Consider the following 20,967-nt stretch of genomic DNA (forward strand, 5'->3'; position numbering starts at 1 on the left):
GAGACCCGATGACGTCCACCTCCGTGACCCAGCCGCTGCCCCCGCAGGTCTTCCCGCCGACCCTGCGCGAGGTCATGCTGCGGCCGCGGTGGATCGCGCTGCTGGCGTTCTCGCTCGTGGTGGCCGGTGTGCTCGCCTGGCTCGGACAGTGGCAGCTCGGGCGCGCCGTGGACACGTCGCCGCCCGAACCCGGGCTGACCGAGACGGTCCAGCCCCTCGAGCAGGTCGTCCAGCCCGGCGACTATCTGCCCGAGCCCCTCGTCGGGCAGCGGGTCGCGGTGAGCGGCACGTGGGTGGCATCCGACTTCATCGTCGTGTCGTCGCGCTTCAACGACGACGTCGCGGGGTACTGGGTCACCGGTCAGCTGCGGGTCGCGGGCGCCGTCGCCCCGACGTCGATCGCCGTCGCGACGGGCTGGACGTCCTCGCTCGACGCGGCGAACGCCGCCGCCGCCGAGCTCGAGCGGCAGGTCGCGGCCGACCCCACCGCGGTGGTCCAGGTGACGGGCCGCCTGATCTCCGACGAAGGCCCCTCGGTGCCGCCCTCGGGCGCGGACCCGCTCACGATCACGCGCATGTCGCCGCCGATGCTGCTCGGCCGCTGGCACGACACCGCCGAGCTGAACGTCTACCGGCAGTACATCGCGTCGCAGACCGCGATCGGCCCGCTCGACGCCATCTCGTCACCGGCGCCCGACGAGCGTTCGCGCGTCAACTGGCTCAACATCTTCTACGCGGCCGAGTGGGCGATCTTCGCCGGCTTCGCGCTCTACCTCTGGTACCGCCTTGCCCGCGACGCGTGGGAGAAAGAGGTCGAGGACCTCGAAGACGAGCAGGCCGAGGCTCCGGTTGAAAGCTCCACGTCGAGCGGTGCGACGGGGGCCGCGGAATCCCGCGGGTAGACTGGCATCCATGCCCCGCGCCCCCAAGCTCGCCTCGTTCCCGGCGATCCGCGGAGCCCTGAAGTTCTACCAGATCTGCTCGATCATCACCGGTATCGGCCTGCTGCTGCTGGTCGCCGAGATGATCCTCAAGTACACGCCCATTCACGTGGAGCTGTTCCTGGGCGGATCGGGTGGCTTCCTGTGGTTCGCGGATGCCGTCCCCGGCCCCGACTGCCAGTGGTTCTCGCTGTTCGTGCCCGGCGGCAACGGGTGCGAGATCCTCTCGACCGGTGACGGCGTCAACGTCTCACTCGCGATTCTCGTCGCGCACGGCTGGTTCTACGTCGTCTACCTGATCTCGTGCTTCCGCGTGTGGAGCCTCATGCGGTGGCCCTTCCGCCGGTTCGTGTTCCTCGCCCTCGGCGGCGTCGTGCCCTTCCTGTCCTTCATCCTCGAGGTGCGCACCGCCCGCGGCGTGCGCGCCTACCTCGCCGAGCGCGAGGCCGCCCAGGCCTCGGCTCCCGTCCCCGCCCCGGAAGGCAACCGGTGACCGAACAGACCGAAACGTCCCAGCGTCCCGTCCTCGTCGTCGATTTCGGCGCCCAGTACGCACAGCTGATCGCCCGCCGCGTCCGCGAGGCCGGCGTCTACAGCGAGATCGTCCCGCACACCGCCTCGGCGGACGAGATCGCGGCGAAGAACCCCGTCGGCATCATCCTGTCGGGCGGACCGTCGTCGGTGTACGAGGACGGCGCGCCCAGCCTCGACGCGGGCGTCTTCGACCTCGACGTGCCTACGCTCGGCATCTGCTACGGCTTCCAGGTCATGGCCAAGGCGCTGGGCGGAGAGGTCGCCAACACGGGACTTCGCGAGTACGGGGCGACGGATGCCACGGTCGTCACCGAGGGAACCCTGCTGCAGGGGCAGCCCGCTGAGCAGAACGTGTGGATGAGCCACGGCGACCAGGTGTCGCGCGCGCCCGAGGGCTTCGACGTGCTCGCCCGCACGGCGCACACGCCCGTCGCCGCCTTCGCGAACGACGCCCGTCGCATGTACGGCGTGCAGTGGCATCCCGAGGTCAAGCACTCCGACCACGGGCAGAACGTGCTCGAGAACTTCCTCCACAAGGCGGCGGGGCTGCCCGCCGACTGGAACAGCGGCAACGTCATCGCCGAGCAGGTCGCACGCATCCGCGAGCAGGTCGGTACCGGTCGCGTCATCTCGGCGCTGTCGGGCGGCGTCGACTCCGCCGTGTCGACCGCCCTCGTGCACGAGGCCGTCGGCGACCAGCTCATCGCGGTGTTCGTCGACCACGGGCTACTGCGCAAGGGCGAGCGCGAGCAGGTCGAGAACGACTACGTCGCCTCGACCGGCGTGAAGCTCATCACCGTCGACGCGCGCGAGACGTTCCTGAACGCCCTTGCCGGGGTGAGCGACCCCGAGCAGAAGCGCAAGATCATCGGTCGCGAGTTCATCCGCGCGTTCGAGCAGGTGCAGGCCGACCTGGTCGCCGAGGCGAAGGCCGAGGGCGAGCAGGTGCGTTTCCTCGTCCAGGGCACGCTCTACCCCGACGTCGTCGAGTCGGGTGGCGGTGCGGGTACGGCCAACATCAAGAGCCACCACAACGTCGGTGGCCTGCCCGAGGACCTGCAGTTCGAGCTCGTCGAGCCGCTGCGCACCCTGTTCAAGGACGAGGTGCGCGCGATCGGTCGGGAGCTCGGTCTGCCCGAAGCCATCGTCGGGCGTCAGCCCTTTCCGGGGCCCGGTCTCGGCATCCGCATCGTGGGTGAGGTCACCGCTGACCGTCTCGAGATCCTGCGTGAGGCCGACGCCATCGCCCGTGCCGAGCTGACCAAGGCCGGCCTCGACGACGAGATCTGGCAGTGCCCCGTCGTGCTGCTCGCCGACGTGCGCTCGGTGGGTGTGCAGGGCGACGGCCGCACCTACGGCCACCCCATCGTGCTGCGCCCCGTCTCGTCCGAGGACGCGATGACGGCCGACTGGACGCGCCTGCCGTACGACGTGCTGTCGAAGATCTCGAACCGCATCACCAACGAGGTGCGAGACGTCAACCGCGTGGTGCTCGACGTCACGTCGAAGCCCCCGGGGACCATCGAATGGGAGTGAGCCTCGGCTGACTCCCCGTCATGACCGGCGCCGCCGTCCGACTCCGGACGGCGGCGCCGGCGTCGTGGTGCGGGATCGTCGCGCAAGGGTGGGGGAGGATGGGGGCGTGACTTCGGCCGACTTCCCCGACGCGTGGTACCTCATCCTGTCGAGCCGGCTCGTGCCCGACCTGGACGGCGGCTACACCATCTCCACGCTCGCCCGCGCGCGTCAGATGCGCGCCGCCGGCGCCGCCGCGCTTCTGCTGACCGTCGACCCGGCCGAGGTCGACGCGCACGCCGCGCACCGGGCGACGTTCGAGGAGCGGGGGGTGGCGGCATCCGGGATCTTCCTCAACCTGTTCGACGAGGCGGTCGACGCCGACGGAGGCGCCGCGGCGTGGGTGCGCGCGGCCGCACGAGCCGGGAACGCGGACCCCACGCTGGAGTACCGTCGCGTCGCCGGAGGTGCGATCGATCTGCCGGTGGTGATCGACCCGGATTGGCACCTCACCACCGCGCCGATCGTGGTGCGGGATGCCGCCGGCGAGCCGGTCGGGGCGATCGACGGCTTCGGCGCACTGTACCGGGCGTGGCTGGACCACGTGGTCGCGCGACTGCGCGCGCAGCGCGATCGTCCGGTCGTCCTGATCTGCGAGTCACGTCAGCTCGGTGAGCTGATCGTCGGGTGGGGCGACGAGGACACGCGGATCCTGCACACGATCCACACGATCCACCTCGACGCGCCCTACACCGCCGACGCTCCGCTCAACGCCCTGTGGAACCGGTGGTTCGCCCTCTCCGACCGCTTCGACGCGGTCCTCTGGCCGACCGCGCATCAGCGCGACGACGTGCGTGCGCGCTTCGGCCAGGCCGCGAACGACGTCGTCGCCCCGCACGCCGTCGAGGCGCCGGACGCCGTGGCACCCGCGTCGGCGCGCGAACCCGGCCTGGTCGTCGCGGTGGGCCGGCTGGCACCCGGGAAGCGACTCGATCGCGCCATCCGCGCGTTCGCGCGCGTCCGGGCCGAAGAGCCGTCCGCGCGGCTGGAACTGTGGGGAGCCGGGGCGCAGCGCGAGGCGCTCGAAGACCTCGTCCGCGAGCTCGATCTCGCCGGGGCGGTCGCCCTGCGCGGTCTCACGAGCGACCCCGGGGCGGTGCTCGACCGTGCCGCGGTGTACCTCACGACCTCGGCGTTCGAGGGGCAGGGGTTGGCGCTCGCCGAGGCGCTCGCGCACGGGACGCCCGTCGTGGCGTGGGACATCCGTTACGGGCCTCGCGACATGCTCGCGTCGGGGGGCGGCATCCTGGTTCCGGACGGCGACGACGACGCGCTCGTCGCGGCGCTGCGGGACGTGCTCGCGGACGAGGCGCTGCGCGAGAGGCTCGCGGAGGAGGCGCGGGATGCCGCGAACGCCCTGACCCCGGAGCGTGCGATGCGGACGCTGGCCGACGTCAGCCGCGGGGTGCTGGGGCGTCCGCGGCGGAGCTGAGACCGGGGCGCGGGTTCAGGCCCCCGCCGCCGCGCGCACCGCGGCGACCGCGGCCGACGGCGAGCCGTGGAACGCCGGGCCGTGTCCGGGGAGGACCCAGTCGGCATCCACCTCCTCGATGCGCGCCAGTGAGGCGAGGGCCTCGGCGGGGTCGTCGGTGAACGGGGCGGGGGCCGGGCCGCGGCGACCCGTCAGCACGTGCCGCGTCGTGAGGGCGTCCCCGACGAAGACCGCACGAACGTCGGGCGAGAACACGGCGATGCTGCCGGGGGAGTGGCCGGGCAGGCCGATCACGCGCGGGCGGCCCGGCAGGTCGAGCTCGTCGCCGTCGGCGACCTCGTGCACCTCGGTGAGCCACTGCGGTCGCATCCCCTTGCGGATCGCGTAGGCGGCGAAGCCGAGCAGGGGTCCGGGGCGCATCGGGCCGACGGGCGTCTTCGGCTTGTTTCCGCCGCGCGCGCGATCGGCGTCGGCCGCGTGCACGTAGACGGGGATGCCGAGCTCGCGGCGCAGGCGTTCCGAGAAGCCCACGTGGTCGACGTCGCCGTGGGTCAGCACGACGCCGCGGATGTCGGTGAGGGGGCGGCCGATGGCATCCATCTCCCGGATCAGGTCGGTGTAGAAGCCGGGCAGGCCCGCGTCGACGAGGGTGACGCCGTCGGGGGTGACGATGAGGTGCGCGGCGACGAGATCGTTGCCGAGGCGGTGGAGGGAAGGAGCGAGTCGCACGGGGGGCCTTTCACGAGGATGGCTACGGAGCATAGCCATGATAGCTTAGATTCGTAGCCATGGGAGGGTCATGCCGACACCGGTCAGAACCACGCTCGACGAGATCGTCGCCGCCGCCGCACGCCTGCTCGACGCGGGCGGGACCGCCGCGGTCACCATGCAGGCGGTCGCCGTCGAGGTCGGTGTCAGGGCGCCCTCGCTATACAAACGCGTCCGCGACCGCGACGCGTTGCTCGCCCTCGTCGGGGCCGACGCGGCGGGCGACCTCACGCGGCGGCTCGAGACCGCGCCCGACCTCGACGGGCAGCTCCACGCCTTCCGCTCCTTCGGGCACGCGCGACCCGAGGCGTTCCGCCTGCTCTTCGCCTCGGTCGTGGATGCCGACACCCTGGCGCAGACGAGCGCCCCGGTGCTGCGCGCGACGACGGACATCGTGGGGGAGGGTCGCGCGCTGGATGCCGCTCGTCTCCTGACGGCATGGGCGACCGGCTTCGTGACGATGGAGCTCGCCGGAGCCTTCCGCCTGGGCGGCGACCTCGACGAGGCCTATCGCTACGGCTGTGCCCATCTCGTGCGCTCGCTCGTGGGCGATCAGGACGGGGAACGGCCGGCCCAGGGTTCGTAGTCGGCGATCAGTCCCTCGTGCGCGGGGCGCTCGGCATCCGGGATGTGCTGCAGATTCACGCGCACGCGGTACCAGAGCGAGCTCGAGCCGCGCATGCCGTCGACGAGGACGTCCGCGGGGTGCAGTCTCGACGCGACCTCGGGATGCCGCGCCTTCCACGTCTCGAGTGCATCCAGTGCCTCGGACTTGGTCTTGGTCCGCGCGACCTCGATGAGCGGCATGGTCGACGCGCGGCGGCCGGATCCGTCCGAGCCGCGCGGAGGCTTCTCGGCGGGCCCCAGGCGCTCGGCCAGCGCGAGCAGGGCGTCGAGCGACCCGGCAGCATCGTCGATCCCGGCGTGCGGGTCGCCGATCGCGCGGAACCGCTCGGGCACCGTGAGGACGGTGAACTCTTCGGGGCGGCGGCTGCGCACCTCGTCCCACGTCAGCGGCGTCGACACGCGCGCGTCCGGAAGCGGACGGATCGAGTAGGCCGAGGCGACCGTGCGGTCCTTGGCGTTCTGATTGAAGTCGACGAAGACGCTCTCGCCGCGCTCCTCCTTCCACCACCGGGCGGTCGCCAGGCCCGGGGCCCGGTTCTCGACCTCGCGGGCGAGGGTCTCGGCGGCCAGACGCACGGCGGCGTAATCCCACTCGGGACGGATGCGGACGAGGATGTGCAGGCCCCGCGACCCGGACGTCTTCGGCCAACCCGTGAGTCCGTGATCCTGCAGCACATCGCGCGCGATGAACGCGACGTCCACGATCTGCGCCCAATCCACTCCGGGCATGGGGTCGAGGTCGACCCGCAGCTCGTCGGGGTGGTCCAGATCCTCGGCGCGGACGGGATGGGGGTTGAGGTCGAGACAGCCCAGGTTGACCACCCAGGCCAGGCCCGCGGCATCCCGGATCACCGCTTCCTCGGCGGATGTGCCCGAGGCGTAGCGCAGGATCGCCGTGTCGATGAAGTCGGGGTGGTTCTCGGGGACGCGCTTCTGGAAGAAGGGCTCCTGGTTGAGGCCCTTCGAGAAGCGCTTCAGCACCATGGGTCGCCCGGCGGACCCGCGCAGAGCGCCCTCGGCGACGGCGAGGTAGTAGCGCACGAGGTCGAGCTTGGTCAGTCCCGGCTCGGCGAAGACCACGCGGTCGGGACTGGTGACGCGCACCTCGTGCCCGTCGACGTCGAGGATCTCGGGCGGCGTCTTCGTGGGGCTCATGGCGCGAGGCTAGCGCCGGGTCGGGCGGGCGTGGCACCCCTTGCGGTGCGCGGTCGGGCGCCGGCGCGCTGCGCGCCGGAACGACGAAGGGCCGCCCCGGAACGGGACGGCCCTTCGTGCGGGGCGTGCGTCAGTTGTTGCCGCGCAGGATCGCGATGAGGCGCAGGATCTCGACGTACAGCCACACGACGGTGACCATGATGCCGAACGCGCCGACCCAGCCGTACACCCGGGCGGCGCCGTTGCGGACACCGCGCTGGATCTGGTCGAAGTCGAGCACGAGCGAGTAGGCGGCCATGATGACCACGAGGACGCCGATGATCAGGCCGAGCGGGATGCCGGCGACCGTCATGCTGTACAGACCGAAGGGGCCGCCCGCGATGGGGGCGTTGAACAGCATGAGTCCCAGGTTGACCAGGGCGAAGACCATGTAGCCGACCATCGCGATCATGAAGATCTTGGTCGCGCGGGCCGAGGCGCGCACCTTGCCGCTCGCGAAGAGCGCCAGGGTCACACCGACGACGGACAGGGTGGCCAACGTCGCCTGCAGGACGATGCCGGGGAACATGAACTCGAAGAACGCCGAGATGCCACCCACGAACAGACCCTCGAACGCCGCGTAGGCGATGAAGACCGGGACGGAGGGCTTCTTCTTGAACGTCGCGACCATCGCCAGCACGAAGCCGACGACACCGCCGACGATCATGGGGGCGGCGCTCGGGTTGGGGTTGGCGACGCTGACGCCGGCCATCGACCAGATCCAGCCGACGACAGCGGTGACGACGAGGATGCCGAACAGCGCCAGCGTCTTCATGACGGTGTCTTCGACCGTCATGCGGCCGGTGTCGACGGCACTCGCCGAGGGGGCGGCGTAGGCGCCTTCGATGGTCGCGGCGGCGGCGGGGTCGACGGCCGGGGGCGGGCTGTAGCGCGTCTGAGCGCCACCGGCTCGAGGGTCCTGGAACGCCGGGGTATTGAAAGCCGGGTTGTTGAGGGCCACGGGAACTCACACTCCAAAGATGGTGATCACAGCACCGTGCTGTCAGACAACACTAGCCGAGCGGGCCGCGAGAATCCCGGTGCTGACTGGGATTCCGCTTTGAGCGCACCCCGATTTCACCCGCCCCCGATACGGTGTCGCCGTGCCCCTGATCATCGGCCATCGCGGCGCTCCCGGACACCTGCCGGAGCACTCGCGCGGTTCCTATCTGCGTGCGATCCGGGCGGGGGTGGATGCCGTCGAACCCGACGTCGTGCCCACGAAGGACGGGGTGCTGGTGGTGCGGCACGAGAACGAGATCGGCAGCACCACCAACGTCTCGGTCCGCCCGGAGTTCGCCGCGCGCCGCACGACCAAGACCGTCGACGGCGAGCTCCTGACCGGGTGGTTCACCGAGGACTTCACGGCCGACGAGTTGCGAACGCTCCGGTGCCGCGAACGCCTCCCCGCGATCCGCCCGGACAGCGCCGCGCACGATGACGCCGAACCCGTCCTGCTGCTGCGCGACGTGCTCGCGCTCGCCCGTGACGGCGGCGTGGGCGTGGTGCTCGAGATCAAGCACGCGGCGTACTTCGCGCGCCGCGGTTTCGACATGGCGGAGCTGGTGCGGACCGAGCTGTCGGAGGCGGGATGGGGGGATGCCGCGCGCCCCCTCGTCATCGAGTCGTTCGAGCCGCTGGTGCTCGCGCGGCTGCGGGAGCGTGGCATCCCTCACCCTCTCGTCCAGCTCGTCGAGGCCGAGGGGACGCCGTGGGATCTGCGCGAGAGGGACGGGGGCGACGCCGCCCCGTACGCCTCGATGCTCGCGCCCGCGGGGCTGGATGCGCTCACCGACGAGGTCGAGGGCATCAGCTGCGACAAGCGGTCGATCCTCGACCCCGACGCGTCGGGGCGGGCGCGCGGGCCCGCCCGCTTCGTCGAGGCGGCGCAGAGCCGCGGGCTGCGCGTGTACGCGTGGACCTGCCGGCCGGAGAACGCGTTCCTCTTGCCGGAGTTCCGCGGTGCCGGCGGTCCTGCCGCGTGGGGCGACTACCGCGGTGAATGGGCGATGCTGCGTGCCGCGGGGCTGGACGGGGTGTTCGTCGACCACCCGGAGCTGGGGGTCGAGTTCTTCCGCGGGGCCGGGCCGACGTCCTGAATGGTGGCGGGGTGGCCGTGCGAAACTCCTGAGTCCTCGTCCCGTCCGGCCCGGGACGTGGCGTCTTCTCGTTCTCGGACGCGGAGCGCGTCGGGGAAGCGTGCCCCGCGCGTTCTTCAGGAGTTCCGCGCGCGGCCGGGGCGCGCTTCTCAGGAGGCCGGTCCGGCCGCAACCCCGGGTCGCGGTCGCGAGGGTCGGGACAGGATGGCCGCATGACGGTGGACGTGACAGTGGTCGGCGGCGGTATCTCGGGACTCGCGTGCGCGCGGGCGGTGACGGATGCCGGCGGCACGGCGCGCGTGCTCGACCGTGGGCGCCGCGTGGGTGGGCGCCTGTCCAGCCGCACCATCGACGGACGCGCGGTCGACCTCGGCGCGTCGTACTTCGTGGTCGGCGAGGAGGCGGGGTTCGGTCGCGTCGTCGCGGACTGGGAGGAGCGCGGCCTGGCGCGCGCGTGGACGGACACCTTCCAGGTGCTCGACGCGGACGGCGGGCAGACCCCCAAGCCCGGCCCGATGCGCTGGGCGGCGCCGCGGGGACTCCGCTCGCTCGCGCTCGACCTCGCCGAGGGACTCGATGTCGTCTCGGAGCGCGTCGTCGAGCGGGTGGAGCCGTACCGGGTCGACGGGGAGGACGCGGGTGAGGTGGTCCTCGCGATGCCCGCGCCCCAGGCGCGGCGTCTGACCGACCAGGCCCCGGGCGGCGATCAGGACTGGGAGCCGGTGATCGCGGTCGTGCTGCGCTGGCAGCAGCGGATGTGGGATGCCGATCTGCACGGCGCCTTCACCGACGGGGACGCCGACGTGTCGTTCATCGCGGACGACGGCGATCGCCGCGGCGACGGCGCCCCGGTGCTGGTCGTGCACACGACCGCCGACCGGGCGCGCCGCCACCTGGACGGCCCCGAAGGCGCGGTCGGTCCGGTGCTCGCCGCGACGCGACGCCTGCTGCGCATCGACGTCGACCCGGTCGCCACCTCCGCGCACCGGTGGACGTTCGCCCGTCCCGGGCAGACCGCCGGGCGGCCCTACTTCCGTTCGCCCGGCCTGTCGGCGTGCGGCGACGCGTGGGGGCGCAGCGCGGCGGTGCGCACGGCCTGGACGTCGGGCGATGCATTGGGGCGGGCGCTGACGGCATCCTGAATCCGGGTCCGCCTCATCCGTACGGGGGAAATCGCACCGCGACACGCGCGGGCGGACACGGGGGCGGGATCGCCCGGTGCCCGCGGAATCCCGTCCGCCGCGAGCGCGCACCGCTCGTCAGACCGCCCGTTCGATGTCGGGGTCCCGCCCTAGGGTGGGGCCATGGATGCCGGTATCGACGTCACGGGGGTCAGACGGTCGTTCGGCGCGGTCCACGCGGTGCAGCAGGTGACGTTCACCGCTGCGCCCGGACGCGTCACGGGGCTGGTCGGACCCAACGGATCGGGCAAGACGACGCTCTTGCTCATGCTCGCCTCGCTGCTGCGACCGGACGCCGGTGAGATGCGCATCGGCGGTGTCGACCCGGTGACGGATCCCGCCGGGGTGCGGCGGATCCTCGGATGGATGCCGGATTCCCTGGGCGCGTGGCCGAGCCTGACGTCGCGCGAGGTGCTCGTCGCGACCGCCCAGCTGTACGACCTGCCGCGAGAGACCGCGCGCGCCCGCGCGGACGAGCTGCTCGATCTCGTCGATCTGCGCGCGCTCGCCGGTTCACCCGCGCGCGTGCTGTCGCGGGGGCAGAAGCAGCGGCTGGCCCTCGCGCGCGCTCTCGTGCACGATCCGCGGGTACTGCTGCTCGACGAGCCGGCCTCGGGCCTGGACCCCCAGGCGCGGATCGCGCTGCGCGAGCTGCTGCGGCGGCTGGCGGCCGAGGGGCGCACCATCCTCATCTCGAGCCACGTCCTGTCCGAGCTCGAAGCGGTGGTCGACGACGCCGTCTTCCTGCTCGAGGGGCGCACCGTGGGCGGCGATCGCGTCGCGGCGGCCGCCACGCGGGTGCGGCCCTGGCGCGTCCGCCTCCTCGCCGAGGCGACCCGGTCGGTCGAGGCGGCCCGCGCGGACATCGCCGCGGCGCTCGGTCGCGGTGCCGACGAGGTCGCGATCGACCGTCGCGACGTGCTCGTCCCGTTCGCCGACGAGACGGCGGCCCTTTCGGGCCTGCGCGCCCTGGTGGGCGCGGGCGTCGCCGTGGTCGAGTTCGCTCCGGCCGTGGGCGATCTCGAGCACGCCTTCCTCGATCTGCGATCCGAGGTCCGTCCCGCGCCGCCCACAGCCGATCGCCCTGACGACGGGAGCCGCTCGTGAACCTCCACCGCCTGCGCACGATCGTCGGGATCGAACTGCGTCAGCGTGTCCGCTCGGTCTCCTGGTACGTGCTGCTCGGCATCTTCGCCGTCATCCTCATCGGCCTGCTGGCGCTGTCGTTCGCGTCCTTCGCGCTGTGGGAGGGCGGTAACGAGCTGTTCTTCTCGCTCGTCATCATGCTCGTGCTGCTCCTGGTCCTGCTGGTGTCGCCGACCCTGAGCGGCAGTGCCGTCAACGGGGACCGTGATGCCGCGACCCTCGCGCCGGTGCAGGTCACCCTCGCGACGACCGCCGAGATCGTCGTCGGCAAATTCCTGGCCGCGTGGATCTCGGGCCTGGCGTTCCTGGCCGTCGCCCTGCCGTTCCTGTTCGTCGCCGTGCTCGCGGGTTCGCTGAACCCGCTCTCGATCGTCAGCTCGCTGCTCATCCTCGTGGTCGAGGTGGCCGTGGTCGCGGCGATCGGGGTGGGACTGAGCGCGGTCGTCGCCCGTCCGCTGTTCTCGGTGGCGGGCACCTACCTGATCGTGGCCGCTCTCACCGTCGGAACGCTGCTCGTCTTCGGGCTCGGGGGCGCCGCTCTGCGCTCGCCGCAAGAGCTCGTGACGCGCGACGTGGATTACGCGGCCATTCCCGCGGGCTGCGACCCCTACGCCGACGACCAGTCCGCCAGCTGCCCTTCGCTCGGTGAGGTCGGATGCGTCGAGACCACCAGGGTCAACGAGGTCCCTCGCTTCGACCGCGTGTGGGGAGTGCTGGCGGCGAACCCGTTCGTCATCCTCGCTGATGCGACGCCGTCGACGTACGACGGGGAGTACGGCTACCCTCGCGACCTGTTCTCGCAGATCGCGTACGGCGTCCGCCTCGCGCAGATCCCGCCGGAGCCGCGGATCGAATACAACGGGTGCGCCACGTATTCGCAGCAGCAGCAGCAGAACCCGTCGCCCGAGCAACAGATCGCGGGCACGGCGCCCAGCTGGTTCGTGGGCCTGATCGTTCAGGCGGCGCTGGCGGGCGGGTTGATGGCCTGGGGTATCGCCCGGACGCGGACGCCCGCGCGGCGCCTGCCGCCCGGGACGCGCATCGCCTGATCGGCCTCGGGTGCCGTCTCCGCGCGGCCCGTCGGGCGCCATGGGCTGGAGCGCCCGGGTGCCCGACGGGCCGTCCGGCGGGTGCCGCCCACCGGGCTCAGGCCCGATGAGCGGCCCGGCGCGCGCGGACGCGCCGCTGCGGAACGCTCAGGCGTGGCCCTCGGCGGCCGGGAACCCGGGGTCGTCGGCCGGAGCGTCGGCCTCGGCGGAGTCGCCGACCGCGTCACCGGTCCGGTCGTCGAGGTCGACGTGCTCCTCGGCCTCGGCGGCGTCCTCGCGGACCTCGTCGGTCACGGCGTCGGTGGGGGCGGCGGAGTCGGCGTGCGCGTCGTCGGAGTGGCGGGTGGGGATGTCAGGAGTGCTCATGCGTCCACGGTGCTCCCCACGGCATCCGAGTCGTACCGGCTTGACACGACCCGCGCGGGCGCGGACGGTCGTTCGTCACGGTGCACGTCGGCTCGGGGATCGCGGACGCCGTCAGTCGCCGGCATCCGGGATCGACGGCGCGGTCGCGGGCCAGGCGGGGAGCGGGTCGTCGAACGACGCCCACGCCGTGGGGCCCGCGGCGAGCTCGTCGTCGGTGAGGGCCGCGCGGTCGAGGACGTGCGCGAGGCGCGGCGCCGACAGGTCGAGTCCTGTGAAGACGAGCTCCTGTCCCAGGCCCATGCGGCCGTCGTCCGCGCCGAGCGGCTCGATCCACATCGCCGAGCCCACGTGCTCCCAACGGGCGAGGACGCCGGGTCGTGACGCGAGGCGACAGAAGCCGGCGGAGCGCACGAGTCGTCCGGCGGCCCCGTCGTCGAGCTGATCGAGGGCGCTCGACAGTCGGCCGGCGTGGAACGGACGCACCTGGTCGTAGCGGATCGTCGCGACGCGGTTGTCCCGCATGTAGGGATCGTGCTCGCCGTTCAGCGCGCGGACCCACCCGGCGCGCTCGAGCAGCTCGCCGTCGTGCGCCGCGGGGGACTGCAGGTCGCCCAGCGGATCGCGTGAGAGGCGCACGGTCGCGGTGGGGTTGAGGTGCGAGGCGAGGGACATCTGCACGGCCAGGGCCGCGGTGGGCACGAGTTCCCAGTTGACCCAGACGATGCGCGTCGCCAGCTCCAGCGCCAGGGCTGCCTGGCGGGCGCGCGCGCCGACGTCCGCGCGAGGGTCTCCCGCGCGCGCCGAAGGGACGAGGGGGGCGTCGTCGAGCAGGTCGCCGATCATGTGCCGGGCATCGACGATGCAGACGGCGTCGACGTCGGCGCCGCCCCGTGCGAGAAGGGCGTGGATGAGATCGACGTCGGCGGAGACGTCGATGACGGCGGGGTCGTCGCCGGAGCGCGGGCGCGGGTGGGGCAGCGTGTGGGCGGAGCGCAGATCGGCGGTGCGCAGCACGTGCAGGGGGCGGTCGAGGGCGACGGCGGTGCGCTCGGCATAGGCCCGGCGCTCCGGTGCGCAGACGCCCATGACGGCGATCGTGCGGGGCATGGCATCCACCTTCCGTTTGTCGGGGAGTGCTGTTCACCCTACCCTGTTGTTGAGAACGGTTATCAACAAGGAGGATGCCATGAAGGTCCGCGCGTCGATCAGATCCCTCGCGAAGCAGCCCGGTGCGCAGGTCGTGCGCCGCCGCGGCAAGGTGTTCGTGATCAACAAGCAGAACCCGCGGTTCAAGGGGCGGCAGGGGTGACGGGGCGATAACGCGAACGAGAACCGTTCCCGAAGTCCGGCGAGGGGTTGATCGCGTTCCCGACGCATGGTGTCGTGGGTGCGTCGTGGACGGTGCGCGCCCGCGCTGTCCGAAAACCGAAACACCCGGGAGAGACACCTCATGAGCATCGCCGAGACCCACGCCGAGCACACCGTCGACGAGCACGCCCACGGCGACGACTGCGGACACGAGAAGGTCGAGCACGGCGACCACATCGACTACGTGCACGGCACGCACCGTCACGCCCTGCACGGCGACCACTACGACGAGCACGAGTCGCACGCCGAGCACTCGGTCGACGAGCACCGCCACGGCGACGACTGCGGTCACGAGAAGGTCGTGCACGACGACCACGCCGACTACGTCCACGACGGCCACCGTCACGCGCTGCACGCGGACCACTACGACGAGCACTGATCGTCGCTCACCCGGCCGCCCGGTATCCGCCTCTCGAGGGGATGCCGGGCGGTCGGCGTTCACGCCCGATCAGGCCCGCACGCGGAACGAGCGCCCCTCGAGTGACACGACGTCGCCGACCTGCAGCTGGCGGCCGCGACGGCGCTCGACCTCGCCGTTGACCTTGACGTAACCGTCGATGATCGCCTCCTTGGCGTCACCGCCGGAGTCGAGGGCGCCGGCGAACTTGAGGAACGGGCCGAGGCGGATGCCGTCGCTGCCGACGGGGACGTCGAGGGGAGCGGATGCGGTCATCGGTCCAGCATGGCAGGCCGGGCGTCGGTCGGTGCCGGTTCGGCGGCGCGGGCCCACCGTGCCGGGACGTCCCGCATCAGCAGTGCGTGGTCGAAACGCGCGGTGCCGACGGGCAAGGCCGCGAAGAAGGAGGAGCGGAGCGCGGTCACCTCGGCGGGGCGAACGCTCCACGCGTTCGTCGAGAGGGTGAGTCCCTCGAGGCCGCCGGCGCGCGTCGGCGACCAGCCGACGGGGTCCTTGCGGAAGAAGGCGGAGGCCTCGTCGAGGTCGGCGAACAGCCGACTGCGGAAGGCGGTGTCGTTCGAGGATCGTGCCGTCACGCGCACGTCTACGTCCGATGCCTTGACGGTGACGTCGAGCCCGCCGGCGGTGTCGCGGAACCGCACACGGGCGGGGGTGTGCACACCCGGGATGAGGCGTCCTCCCGCGACCCGGGCGAGGCGGGAGCCGGTGTGACGGCGCGGGATGTAGACGCCGGTGCGCGAACCGTCGGGTCCGTCCCAGCGGACGGCGATGCGATGCGCGGCGTTCACGCTGCGGTGACCGACCGCGGGGGTGAACCACACCGGTCGCATCGCGCCGAGGCGGATCAGGCAGACGCCGGCCACGGCTCGACCCGCGACGATCTGCGGTGCGAGGCCGGCGGGCAATAGACCGAGAGCGGTGTCGGGATCGAGGGAGTAAGTGACCAGCAAGCGGCGCTCGATCATCGACGCCATGCGGGGGATCGTGGCGGAGAACATGGTCATGACAACTCCTTCGCTATTTAGCAAAGAAGCTACATGCAATTTAGCTCCGATGCTAGATTGGATGCCATGACCGACGCGGCATCCGACATCTTCGCCGCTCTCGCGCACCCCACCCGCCGTCAGATCCTGCAGGACCTCAAGGGTGGCGAGCTGGCGGCGGGCGAGATCGCCGCACGCTTCTCCGCGAGCGGACCGACCATCTCGCGCCACCTCGCCGTGCTGCGTCACGCCGGACTCGTCACCGAGAGACGGGAGGCGAACCGCATCCTCTACTCCCTGGTGGGGGAACGACTCGCCCTGTCGGTGGGCGACTTCCTCTCGACCGTCTGCCCCGAGCAGATCGTGCTGCGCGAGGTGCGCAAGAGGCGGCCCGGCGCGGGGGCCGCGCCCGCCGATGCCCGACCCGCTGGAGCCCGACCCGCCGAAGCCTGATCCGCCGAGGGTCGACCCGCTGAGGCCTGATCGTCACGGGGACGTCGACGCGACGGCGGGAGTCGAACCCGCCACGCCTCCGGTTATGAGCCGAGGCCCGGGACCGCCCGGATCGCCGCGATGTGTGCGAGCCCCACGCTAACCCGCCTCGCCGTCGACGCGAGCGGGCGTTGCGGGGCATGACGGCGTGTGTCGTCCCGTGGCGCGGTCGGGTGAGAGAACTCTCATCCCGTGCCCGGGCCCTGCCACCTATCCTCGAAAAGGCTGAAGGGAGCACGGCCATGTGGGGAGCCGATGAGGCGATCGCGCGCGTCGAGGACGATGTCCGCCGCGCACAGCAGCGAGCGGAACGCTATCCGGCGCTGCAGGCATCGATCGATGCGGTCCGCGGGTCGGCGGTGTCCATCCGCCGCGACCTGTCCGTCGAGGTCGACGCCGGGGGAGTGCTGCGCGATCTGCGCATCGCCGATGCAGCGCTGGACCGGGGCGGGGAGCGAGTGGCATCCGAGATCCTCGAACTCGTCGCGAAGGCCACGCGTGTCGCGCGGGCGAAGACGCTCGAGGCGACGACGGAGATCATGGGCGCCGACGACCCGATCGTGACGACGATCGCGCAGCAGCTCGACGCGCGCAACGCCGCCGATGACGCCCCCGCCGGAGGAGCGCGCCCATGAGCGACATCGCCATCGACACCGACACGCTGCGACAGCACGCGTCGGGGGTGGAGCGACTCGCAGCCGACGCCGTCGAGGCTCTGTCGGCCGTGCAGTCGATCAACCTCTCGGGCGGGGCCTTCGGCGTCCTCTGCAGCTTCTTCGTTCCCCCCGTCGGGATCGTCTCGGCCGCGGTCGGGGCGGCCATCGACGCGGGCGAGGGTGCGATCGAGCGGACGGGTCGTGAGATCCGCGCGGTGGCGGACGACTTCCAGACATACGAGGACTCCGTCGTCGACACCGTCCGATCGCTCGACGGGGAGCTCGGCCGATGAGCGACAACGCACTGGTCGCCGCCCCCGTCGATGCGGGACCCACCGCGTTCGGAGGCGCCTACCTGCTGCAGGACGGCGCGGACCTCGCGCACGCCTTTCAGACGGGCAACTGGGTCGAGGGAGGTGTCGCCGCCTTCAGCACCGTGCTCGACGGCATTGGCGCCGTCATCGACCCGATCGGCACGCTCATCGCCAACGGGCTTGGCTGGGTCATCGACCACATCGAACCGCTGCGCGGCTGGCTGCAGGACCTCACCGGCAACGCCGCCGAGGTGCAGGCCTTCGCGCAGACGTGGACCAACGTCTCGGGCCGGCTGCAGCAGGTCGGGGGCGACCTGCAGCATCGGTTGTCCGACCTCGAGGGGATGAGCGGCGCGACCGTCGATGCCTATCGCGCCCACGTGCAGGAACTCGCCGATTCCGTCGCGTCGACGGGGTCGTGGGCGGGTGCCGTGAGCGGCGGTCTCGACATCGCCGCCATGCTGGTGCAGGCCGTCTACGAACTGGTGAGGGATGCCATCTCGCAGGTCGTGGGCGTCGCGATCAGCGCGGCGATCACCACCGCCGCCACCGTCGGGTTCGGTGCGCCGCTCGCGATCGGCCAGATCGTGACGAAGGTGTCGTCCCTGGCGGCGCGCGTGGGGTCGTTCGTGACCAAGCTCCTGCGTTCGCTCAACGAGGCGATCCCCCTGCTTCGTCGCCTCAGCGGTGTCGTCGAAGAGGTCGCCACGCGCCTGCGGGGTCGCGTCCCGGGCCACGGCGCCACCCCCGACGTGCCCACGCCGCACGGGTCGGCCCCCGACGCGCCGGCGGTCAGGGCGCCCGAGGCGGATGCGCCCGCGGCATCCCTCCCTCGTGACGAGCCCGCGCCGGCCGGTGGGGGACGGCTCGGCGGCGGCTCGACGACCCCCGAGGGGCATCGGCCGCTGACCCAGGCGGACATCGACGAGCTCCCGGTCGTCCGTGACGGCACCCACATGGGTCCCGACGGGCGGCCCCTGCCCGACACGTGGTACCAGACGGGCGAACACGATTACGTCTACCACACCGATTCCAACGGGCACATCGACCGCTTCCACGCCGAGGAGCTGCAGATCAAGACGCACGAGGGGCGTCTGTCGCACGATCCCGGCACCCCCGGCAAGCTCGAGGGCGACCACGCCGGACACCTCGCGGGCGACCTGTTCGGCGGGTCGCCGAAGCTCGACAACCTCGTGAGCCAGCTGTCGTCGATCAACCTCAGCGACTACCGCAAGCTCGAGATCCAGTGGGCCGATGCGCTGCGCGCCGAGCCGCCGGGTAGCGTGTCGGTCGACGTGCGGCTGGTGACAGACGCGACGGGGCGGCCGACCCGATTCATCGTGGAATCGATCGTCAACGGCGAACTCGTCAAGGCAACGTTCAGACAATAGATTCGAGGTCACGATGACTGCTGAAAAAGACATTCTTCAAAATCTCTTCGAGAAGTGGGTCAGCCTCGCTCAGGAGTACGTCGGAGATGCTCCCGACATCCGAGCCGTCTACGTCTACGCCTCTTCCGAGCGGGGGATGACAGTCGTCAACGCCTATTTCGACCAGGGGGGCACCGTGGTGCACCCGGGTCGTGTCGAGGGCATCGAGACCGACACCCGTCGGGTCGGTCAGATGCAGGATCTGCTCACGGAGGATCTCTTCGACGCGGAGGACGCGCTCGCAGCCGCCGGCGTGCCACGGCCGACCGAGTACCGCGTGTACTTCGTCCCGTCCACCAAGATGCTCGATGTGGAGCTGGCCCGGGAGGAGCAGTACGCCGGAGCCGATGATCGTTCGCCCATACGCGGCATCGAGTATTGGCTCGGGGATCGCGCCCCCAAACTCATCTGACGCCCGATGGTGAGGACGCAGCAGCAGGTGCTCGACGAGCTCGTCGAAGGGTGGATCGAGCTGGCGCTCGAGTATGGGCGGGGCGCCCCGGACGTCACGGCTGTGTACGTCTACGTGTCCTCCGAGCGCGGGTCCGTCTTTCCCGAGATCGTCTTCGAGCAGCGCGGTGAACTGCGATACCCGAGCGATCTCATCGGCGTCGACACCGGTGTGGATCGCGTGCGTGGCGTTCATCGCCTGCAGTTCGAAGATCTCCGCCTCGCGGAGGGGAGGTTCGCAGAGATCGGCGTCACGCCCCCGACGGAGTATCGGATTGTCTACGACACCGCCTCCCGTCGATCGAGTGTCGCCATCGCACGAGAGCTCATCTACGCGAACGACCCGCGCAGGGTGCCCGAGCACGGGCCTCGCGAGTGGTTGGGAGAAAGGCTCCCCGCGACGTTCTGACTCAGGCGCCGTGACGCCCGTCCAGGATCGCGCGCGTCGAGTGCTCGAGGTGCGCGCGCACGGCCCGCTCCGGGTCACGGAGCGCCTCGGCGACGTAGGCGCGGTGCTCGCGCGTCAACGCACCGGGCGCGTAGGCGGGTCGCACGTGCGTCAGCAGCAGATGCATCTCGCCGTCCAGTCGGCGGTACTCCTCGGTGATGCGGGGGCTGCCCGCGGCATTCACGAGGGCGAGGTGCACCCGCGCGTGCGCGTCGAGCGTGGCCGGCCAATCCGCCGCCGCCTCGGCGCGATCCAGGTCGTCGAGGGCGTCGTCGACCCCGGGGGGATGGATGCCGCGCTCCCGCACGATCCGCACCGCCTCGGTCTCGAGGGCGCACCGCAGCTGCTGCAGGGCAATCAGGGCGTCGTCGTCGAGCAGCGAGACGCGCACCCCGCGGTAGGGCTCGGCGGTGGCGAGGCGCTCCGCGGTGAGCGTGGTCAGGGCCGTTCGGGCCGTGTGGCGTGAGACCCCGTGCGCGGCGCTCAGCTCCTCTTCGCGGAGAGGCGTGCCGGGGGCGAGCTCGCCCGAGAGGATGCGGGCGCGCAGGGCGTCGGCGAGGACGTCGGCGGCGCGGGGCCCGGGGGCGGCGGTGCCCCGAACCGACCCGTCACGCGGGGGCCGTGGCATCCGCAACCTCCTTCTCCCGACGCACGGGAGCAGACACCACGGCGAGGCCCACCGCGATGAGCGCGAGGCCGATCCCGCTCACGAGCGTGAGCTGCTCGCGCAGCACGAACAGCCCCAGCAGGGTCGCAGCCAGGGGCTCGGCGAGGGTCAGGGTCGACACGGTGACCGCGCTGAGGCGTGCCAGGCCCCAGCCGAACAGCAGATACGCCACCGCGGTCGTGACCACGCCCAGCCACAGGGCCAGAGCGAGTCCGGCGGGGGTCGCGAGCCACGCCGTGCCGGCGACGAGCAGCACGGGGACGCTCGCGAGGGCGGCCACGCCGAACACGGTGCCCATCACCCGCGTGGAGTTCCACCCCCTCTCGATCAGCGCCTTGCCGCACACCGTATAGAGGGCGTACGACATCCCCGCCCCCGCCGAGGCGAGAAGACCGCCGGGGGCGAGGGCGATCGCCCCTCCGGTGACGCCCGAGACGAGAACGACCCCGGCCAGCGCGATGGCGGTGGCGAGCATCCAGCGCGGCGAGGGGGCGCGGCGCAGGCGCACGGCATCCACGATCCCGGTCGCGATGGGGGCCGATCCGAGGGCGACGACCGTGCCGATGGCGACGCCGTTCTCGCGCGTGCCGAGGAAGAACAGGGGCTGATACGCCAGCACGCCGAGGGCGCCCAGCCCGATGAGGACCGCCGTGCGGGTCGTGCCGCCGGGCACGCGCACGGGGGAGAGGGGGCGGGTGCGGCGGAGCTGTGCGAGGGCGAGAAGGCCCAGGATGCCGCCGCCCACGACGATCCGCGCAGCCCCGACCGCGACGGGTGAGGCGTCGACGCCGGCGAGGGCCTGCGCGGTGCCGGTGGTCGAGAAGCACAG

Annotated in this window: 26 protein-coding genes and 1 tRNA gene; 17 read left to right on the plus strand and 10 right to left on the minus strand. The window is 71.9% G+C overall.

Features of this window, described 5'->3' with window-relative positions:
• Positions 1-8 precede the first annotated feature (8 nt).
• The 4 genes from QZ433_RS02210 (at position 9) to QZ433_RS02225 (ending at position 4,482) form a co-directional block, all read left to right on the plus strand.
• Complete coding sequence (locus tag QZ433_RS02210; protein WP_295779806.1) at positions 9-902, plus strand: SURF1 family cytochrome oxidase biogenesis protein; 894 nt, start codon at positions 9-11, stop codon at positions 900-902.
• A gap of 10 nt (positions 903-912) precedes the next feature.
• On the plus strand, positions 913-1,434 hold the full coding sequence (locus QZ433_RS02215; protein ID WP_108319211.1) for a DUF3817 domain-containing protein: 522 nt from the start codon (positions 913-915) through the stop codon (positions 1,432-1,434).
• On the plus strand, positions 1,431-3,011 hold the full coding sequence (gene guaA / locus QZ433_RS02220) for a glutamine-hydrolyzing GMP synthase (RefSeq protein ID WP_295779807.1): 1,581 nt from the start codon (positions 1,431-1,433) through the stop codon (positions 3,009-3,011). Before QZ433_RS02215 ends, guaA begins: the two co-directional genes overlap by 4 nt.
• A gap of 106 nt (positions 3,012-3,117) precedes the next feature.
• On the plus strand, positions 3,118-4,482 hold the full coding sequence (locus tag QZ433_RS02225; protein WP_295779808.1) for a glycosyltransferase: 1,365 nt from the start codon (positions 3,118-3,120) through the stop codon (positions 4,480-4,482).
• A gap of 15 nt (positions 4,483-4,497) precedes the next feature.
• On the opposite strand, the gene QZ433_RS02230 is transcribed toward QZ433_RS02225, so the two are convergent.
• The gene (locus QZ433_RS02230; protein WP_295779809.1) at positions 4,498-5,211 is read right to left on the minus strand and encodes an MBL fold metallo-hydrolase; all 714 of its coding nucleotides are present in this window, start codon (positions 5,209-5,211) and stop codon (positions 4,498-4,500) included.
• Positions 5,212-5,281: 70 nt separating this feature from the next.
• Here QZ433_RS02230 and QZ433_RS02235 point away from each other — a divergent pair, with 70 nt between their 5' ends.
• Positions 5,282-5,836, plus strand: coding sequence for a TetR/AcrR family transcriptional regulator (locus QZ433_RS02235; RefSeq protein ID WP_295779810.1), 555 nt, complete (start codon positions 5,282-5,284; stop codon positions 5,834-5,836).
• Here QZ433_RS02235 and ligD read toward each other — a convergent pair.
• Positions 5,803-7,032, minus strand: a complete 1,230-nt coding sequence (gene ligD / locus QZ433_RS02240; protein ID WP_295779811.1) for a non-homologous end-joining DNA ligase — start codon at positions 7,030-7,032, stop codon at positions 5,803-5,805. The two genes, QZ433_RS02235 and ligD, sit on opposite strands and share 34 nt — an antisense overlap.
• Before the next feature lie 130 nt (positions 7,033-7,162).
• Positions 7,163-8,032 (minus strand): Bax inhibitor-1/YccA family protein, encoded by an 870-nt coding sequence (locus QZ433_RS02245; protein WP_295779812.1) that lies wholly within the window; start codon positions 8,030-8,032, stop codon positions 7,163-7,165.
• A 142-nt stretch (positions 8,033-8,174) separates the two neighbouring features.
• On the opposite strand from QZ433_RS02245, the gene QZ433_RS02250 reads away from it, so the two are divergent.
• The 4 genes from QZ433_RS02250 (at position 8,175) to QZ433_RS02265 (ending at position 12,546) form a co-directional block, all read left to right on the plus strand.
• Complete coding sequence (locus tag QZ433_RS02250; RefSeq protein WP_295779813.1) at positions 8,175-9,170, plus strand: glycerophosphodiester phosphodiesterase family protein; 996 nt, start codon at positions 8,175-8,177, stop codon at positions 9,168-9,170.
• 212 nt (positions 9,171-9,382) lie between these two features.
• On the plus strand, positions 9,383-10,312 hold the full coding sequence (locus QZ433_RS02255) for an FAD-dependent oxidoreductase (RefSeq protein WP_295779814.1): 930 nt from the start codon (positions 9,383-9,385) through the stop codon (positions 10,310-10,312).
• Between the two features lie 162 nt (positions 10,313-10,474).
• Entirely contained in the window at positions 10,475-11,458 is a 984-nt protein-coding gene (locus QZ433_RS02260; protein WP_295779815.1) for an ABC transporter ATP-binding protein, read from the plus strand.
• On the plus strand, positions 11,455-12,546 hold the full coding sequence (locus QZ433_RS02265) for an ABC transporter permease (protein ID WP_295779816.1): 1,092 nt from the start codon (positions 11,455-11,457) through the stop codon (positions 12,544-12,546). The genes QZ433_RS02260 and QZ433_RS02265 overlap by 4 nt, the downstream gene beginning before the upstream one ends.
• A 147-nt stretch (positions 12,547-12,693) precedes the next feature.
• Here the strand turns inward: QZ433_RS02265 and QZ433_RS02270 are convergent, their stop codons facing one another.
• Together QZ433_RS02270 and QZ433_RS02275 are read right to left on the minus strand one after the other, a co-directional pair.
• On the minus strand, positions 12,694-12,912 hold the full coding sequence (locus tag QZ433_RS02270; RefSeq protein ID WP_295779817.1) for a hypothetical protein: 219 nt from the start codon (positions 12,910-12,912) through the stop codon (positions 12,694-12,696).
• Positions 12,913-13,023: 111 nt separating this feature from the next.
• Positions 13,024-14,019: a GTP-binding protein gene (locus QZ433_RS02275; RefSeq protein WP_295779818.1), complete on the minus strand. Its 996-nt coding sequence runs from the start codon at positions 14,017-14,019 to the stop codon at positions 13,024-13,026.
• A gap of 79 nt (positions 14,020-14,098) precedes the next feature.
• Here QZ433_RS02275 and ykgO point away from each other — a divergent pair, with 79 nt between their 5' ends.
• Positions 14,099-14,221 (plus strand): type B 50S ribosomal protein L36, encoded by a 123-nt coding sequence (ykgO, locus tag QZ433_RS02280; RefSeq protein ID WP_108317939.1) that lies wholly within the window; start codon positions 14,099-14,101, stop codon positions 14,219-14,221.
• Positions 14,222-14,362: 141 nt separating this feature from the next.
• On the plus strand, positions 14,363-14,659 hold the full coding sequence (locus tag QZ433_RS02285) for a hypothetical protein (protein ID WP_295779819.1): 297 nt from the start codon (positions 14,363-14,365) through the stop codon (positions 14,657-14,659).
• 69 nt (positions 14,660-14,728) lie between these two features.
• Here the strand turns inward: QZ433_RS02285 and QZ433_RS02290 are convergent, their stop codons facing one another.
• A complete protein-coding gene (locus QZ433_RS02290) occupies positions 14,729-14,953 on the minus strand; it encodes an RNA-binding S4 domain-containing protein (RefSeq protein WP_295779820.1) in 225 nt (74 codons plus the stop codon).
• Positions 14,950-15,702, minus strand: a complete 753-nt coding sequence (locus tag QZ433_RS02295) for a DUF2071 domain-containing protein (protein ID WP_295779821.1) — start codon at positions 15,700-15,702, stop codon at positions 14,950-14,952. Before QZ433_RS02295 ends, QZ433_RS02290 begins: the two co-directional genes overlap by 4 nt.
• Before the next feature lie 66 nt (positions 15,703-15,768).
• On the opposite strand from QZ433_RS02295, the gene QZ433_RS02300 reads away from it, so the two are divergent.
• Entirely contained in the window at positions 15,769-16,134 is a 366-nt protein-coding gene (locus tag QZ433_RS02300) for a metalloregulator ArsR/SmtB family transcription factor (protein WP_295790784.1), read from the plus strand.
• A gap of 47 nt (positions 16,135-16,181) precedes the next feature.
• On the opposite strand, the gene QZ433_RS02305 is transcribed toward QZ433_RS02300, so the two are convergent.
• Positions 16,182-16,254: transfer RNA gene (locus tag QZ433_RS02305), tRNA-Met, on the minus strand.
• Between the two features lie 161 nt (positions 16,255-16,415).
• Here QZ433_RS02305 and QZ433_RS02310 point away from each other — a divergent pair.
• Genes QZ433_RS02310 through QZ433_RS02330 form a run of 5 tightly spaced genes read left to right on the plus strand, consistent with a single transcriptional unit; the run spans position 16,416 to position 19,432 of the window.
• Entirely contained in the window at positions 16,416-16,808 is a 393-nt protein-coding gene (locus tag QZ433_RS02310; RefSeq protein WP_295779823.1) for a YbaB/EbfC family nucleoid-associated protein, read from the plus strand.
• Positions 16,805-17,122, plus strand: coding sequence for a hypothetical protein (locus tag QZ433_RS02315; RefSeq protein ID WP_295779824.1), 318 nt, complete (start codon positions 16,805-16,807; stop codon positions 17,120-17,122). The genes QZ433_RS02310 and QZ433_RS02315 overlap by 4 nt, the downstream gene beginning before the upstream one ends.
• Positions 17,119-18,534 carry a DNA/RNA non-specific endonuclease gene (locus QZ433_RS02320; RefSeq protein WP_295779825.1) on the plus strand — a complete coding sequence of 472 codons (1,416 nt, stop codon included), beginning with the start codon at positions 17,119-17,121 and terminating at the stop codon, positions 18,532-18,534. The genes QZ433_RS02315 and QZ433_RS02320 overlap by 4 nt, the downstream gene beginning before the upstream one ends.
• 13 nt (positions 18,535-18,547) lie before the next feature.
• Positions 18,548-18,985, plus strand: coding sequence for a hypothetical protein (locus QZ433_RS02325; RefSeq protein ID WP_295779826.1), 438 nt, complete (start codon positions 18,548-18,550; stop codon positions 18,983-18,985).
• A 27-nt stretch (positions 18,986-19,012) separates the two neighbouring features.
• A complete protein-coding gene (locus QZ433_RS02330) occupies positions 19,013-19,432 on the plus strand; it encodes a hypothetical protein (RefSeq protein WP_295779827.1) in 420 nt (139 codons plus the stop codon).
• A gap of 1 nt (position 19,433) precedes the next feature.
• On the opposite strand, the gene QZ433_RS02335 is transcribed toward QZ433_RS02330, so the two are convergent.
• On the minus strand, positions 19,434-20,099 hold the full coding sequence (locus QZ433_RS02335; RefSeq protein WP_295779828.1) for a GntR family transcriptional regulator: 666 nt from the start codon (positions 20,097-20,099) through the stop codon (positions 19,434-19,436).
• A partial coding sequence (locus QZ433_RS02340; protein WP_295779829.1) for an EamA family transporter occupies positions 20,080-20,967 on the minus strand: 888 nt, incomplete at its 5' end. The genes QZ433_RS02335 and QZ433_RS02340, both read right to left, overlap by 20 nt.

It is taken from the genome of uncultured Microbacterium sp. (assembly GCF_913776565.1).
In the GTDB taxonomy this organism is placed as follows: Bacteria; Actinomycetota; Actinomycetes; order Actinomycetales; family Microbacteriaceae; genus Microbacterium.

Coding starts and splice junctions, on each gene's coding strand:
- QZ433_RS02210 (WP_295779806.1), top strand. CDS start 9: ATGACGTCCACCTCCGTGACCCAGCCGCTGCCCCCGCAGGTCTTCCCG.
- QZ433_RS02215 (WP_108319211.1), top strand. CDS start 913: ATGCCCCGCGCCCCCAAGCTCGCCTCGTTCCCGGCGATCCGCGGAGCC.
- QZ433_RS02235 (WP_295779810.1), top strand. CDS start 5,282: ATGCCGACACCGGTCAGAACCACGCTCGACGAGATCGTCGCCGCCGCC.
- ligD (WP_295779811.1), bottom strand. CDS start 7,032: ATGAGCCCCACGAAGACGCCGCCCGAGATCCTCGACGTCGACGGGCAC.
- QZ433_RS02255 (WP_295779814.1), top strand. CDS start 9,383: ATGACGGTGGACGTGACAGTGGTCGGCGGCGGTATCTCGGGACTCGCG.
- QZ433_RS02260 (WP_295779815.1), top strand. CDS start 10,475: ATGGATGCCGGTATCGACGTCACGGGGGTCAGACGGTCGTTCGGCGCG.
- QZ433_RS02270 (WP_295779817.1), bottom strand. CDS start 12,912: ATGAGCACTCCTGACATCCCCACCCGCCACTCCGACGACGCGCACGCC.
- QZ433_RS02275 (WP_295779818.1), bottom strand. CDS start 14,019: ATGCCCCGCACGATCGCCGTCATGGGCGTCTGCGCACCGGAGCGCCGG.
- ykgO (WP_108317939.1), top strand. CDS start 14,099: ATGAAGGTCCGCGCGTCGATCAGATCCCTCGCGAAGCAGCCCGGTGCG.
- QZ433_RS02285 (WP_295779819.1), top strand. CDS start 14,363: ATGAGCATCGCCGAGACCCACGCCGAGCACACCGTCGACGAGCACGCC.
- QZ433_RS02290 (WP_295779820.1), bottom strand. CDS start 14,953: ATGACCGCATCCGCTCCCCTCGACGTCCCCGTCGGCAGCGACGGCATC.
- QZ433_RS02295 (WP_295779821.1), bottom strand. CDS start 15,702: ATGACCATGTTCTCCGCCACGATCCCCCGCATGGCGTCGATGATCGAG.
- QZ433_RS02300 (WP_295790784.1), top strand. CDS start 15,769: ATGACCGACGCGGCATCCGACATCTTCGCCGCTCTCGCGCACCCCACC.
- QZ433_RS02310 (WP_295779823.1), top strand. CDS start 16,416: ATGTGGGGAGCCGATGAGGCGATCGCGCGCGTCGAGGACGATGTCCGC.
- QZ433_RS02315 (WP_295779824.1), top strand. CDS start 16,805: ATGAGCGACATCGCCATCGACACCGACACGCTGCGACAGCACGCGTCG.
- QZ433_RS02320 (WP_295779825.1), top strand. CDS start 17,119: ATGAGCGACAACGCACTGGTCGCCGCCCCCGTCGATGCGGGACCCACC.
- QZ433_RS02325 (WP_295779826.1), top strand. CDS start 18,548: ATGACTGCTGAAAAAGACATTCTTCAAAATCTCTTCGAGAAGTGGGTC.
- QZ433_RS02335 (WP_295779828.1), bottom strand. CDS start 20,099: ATGCCACGGCCCCCGCGTGACGGGTCGGTTCGGGGCACCGCCGCCCCC.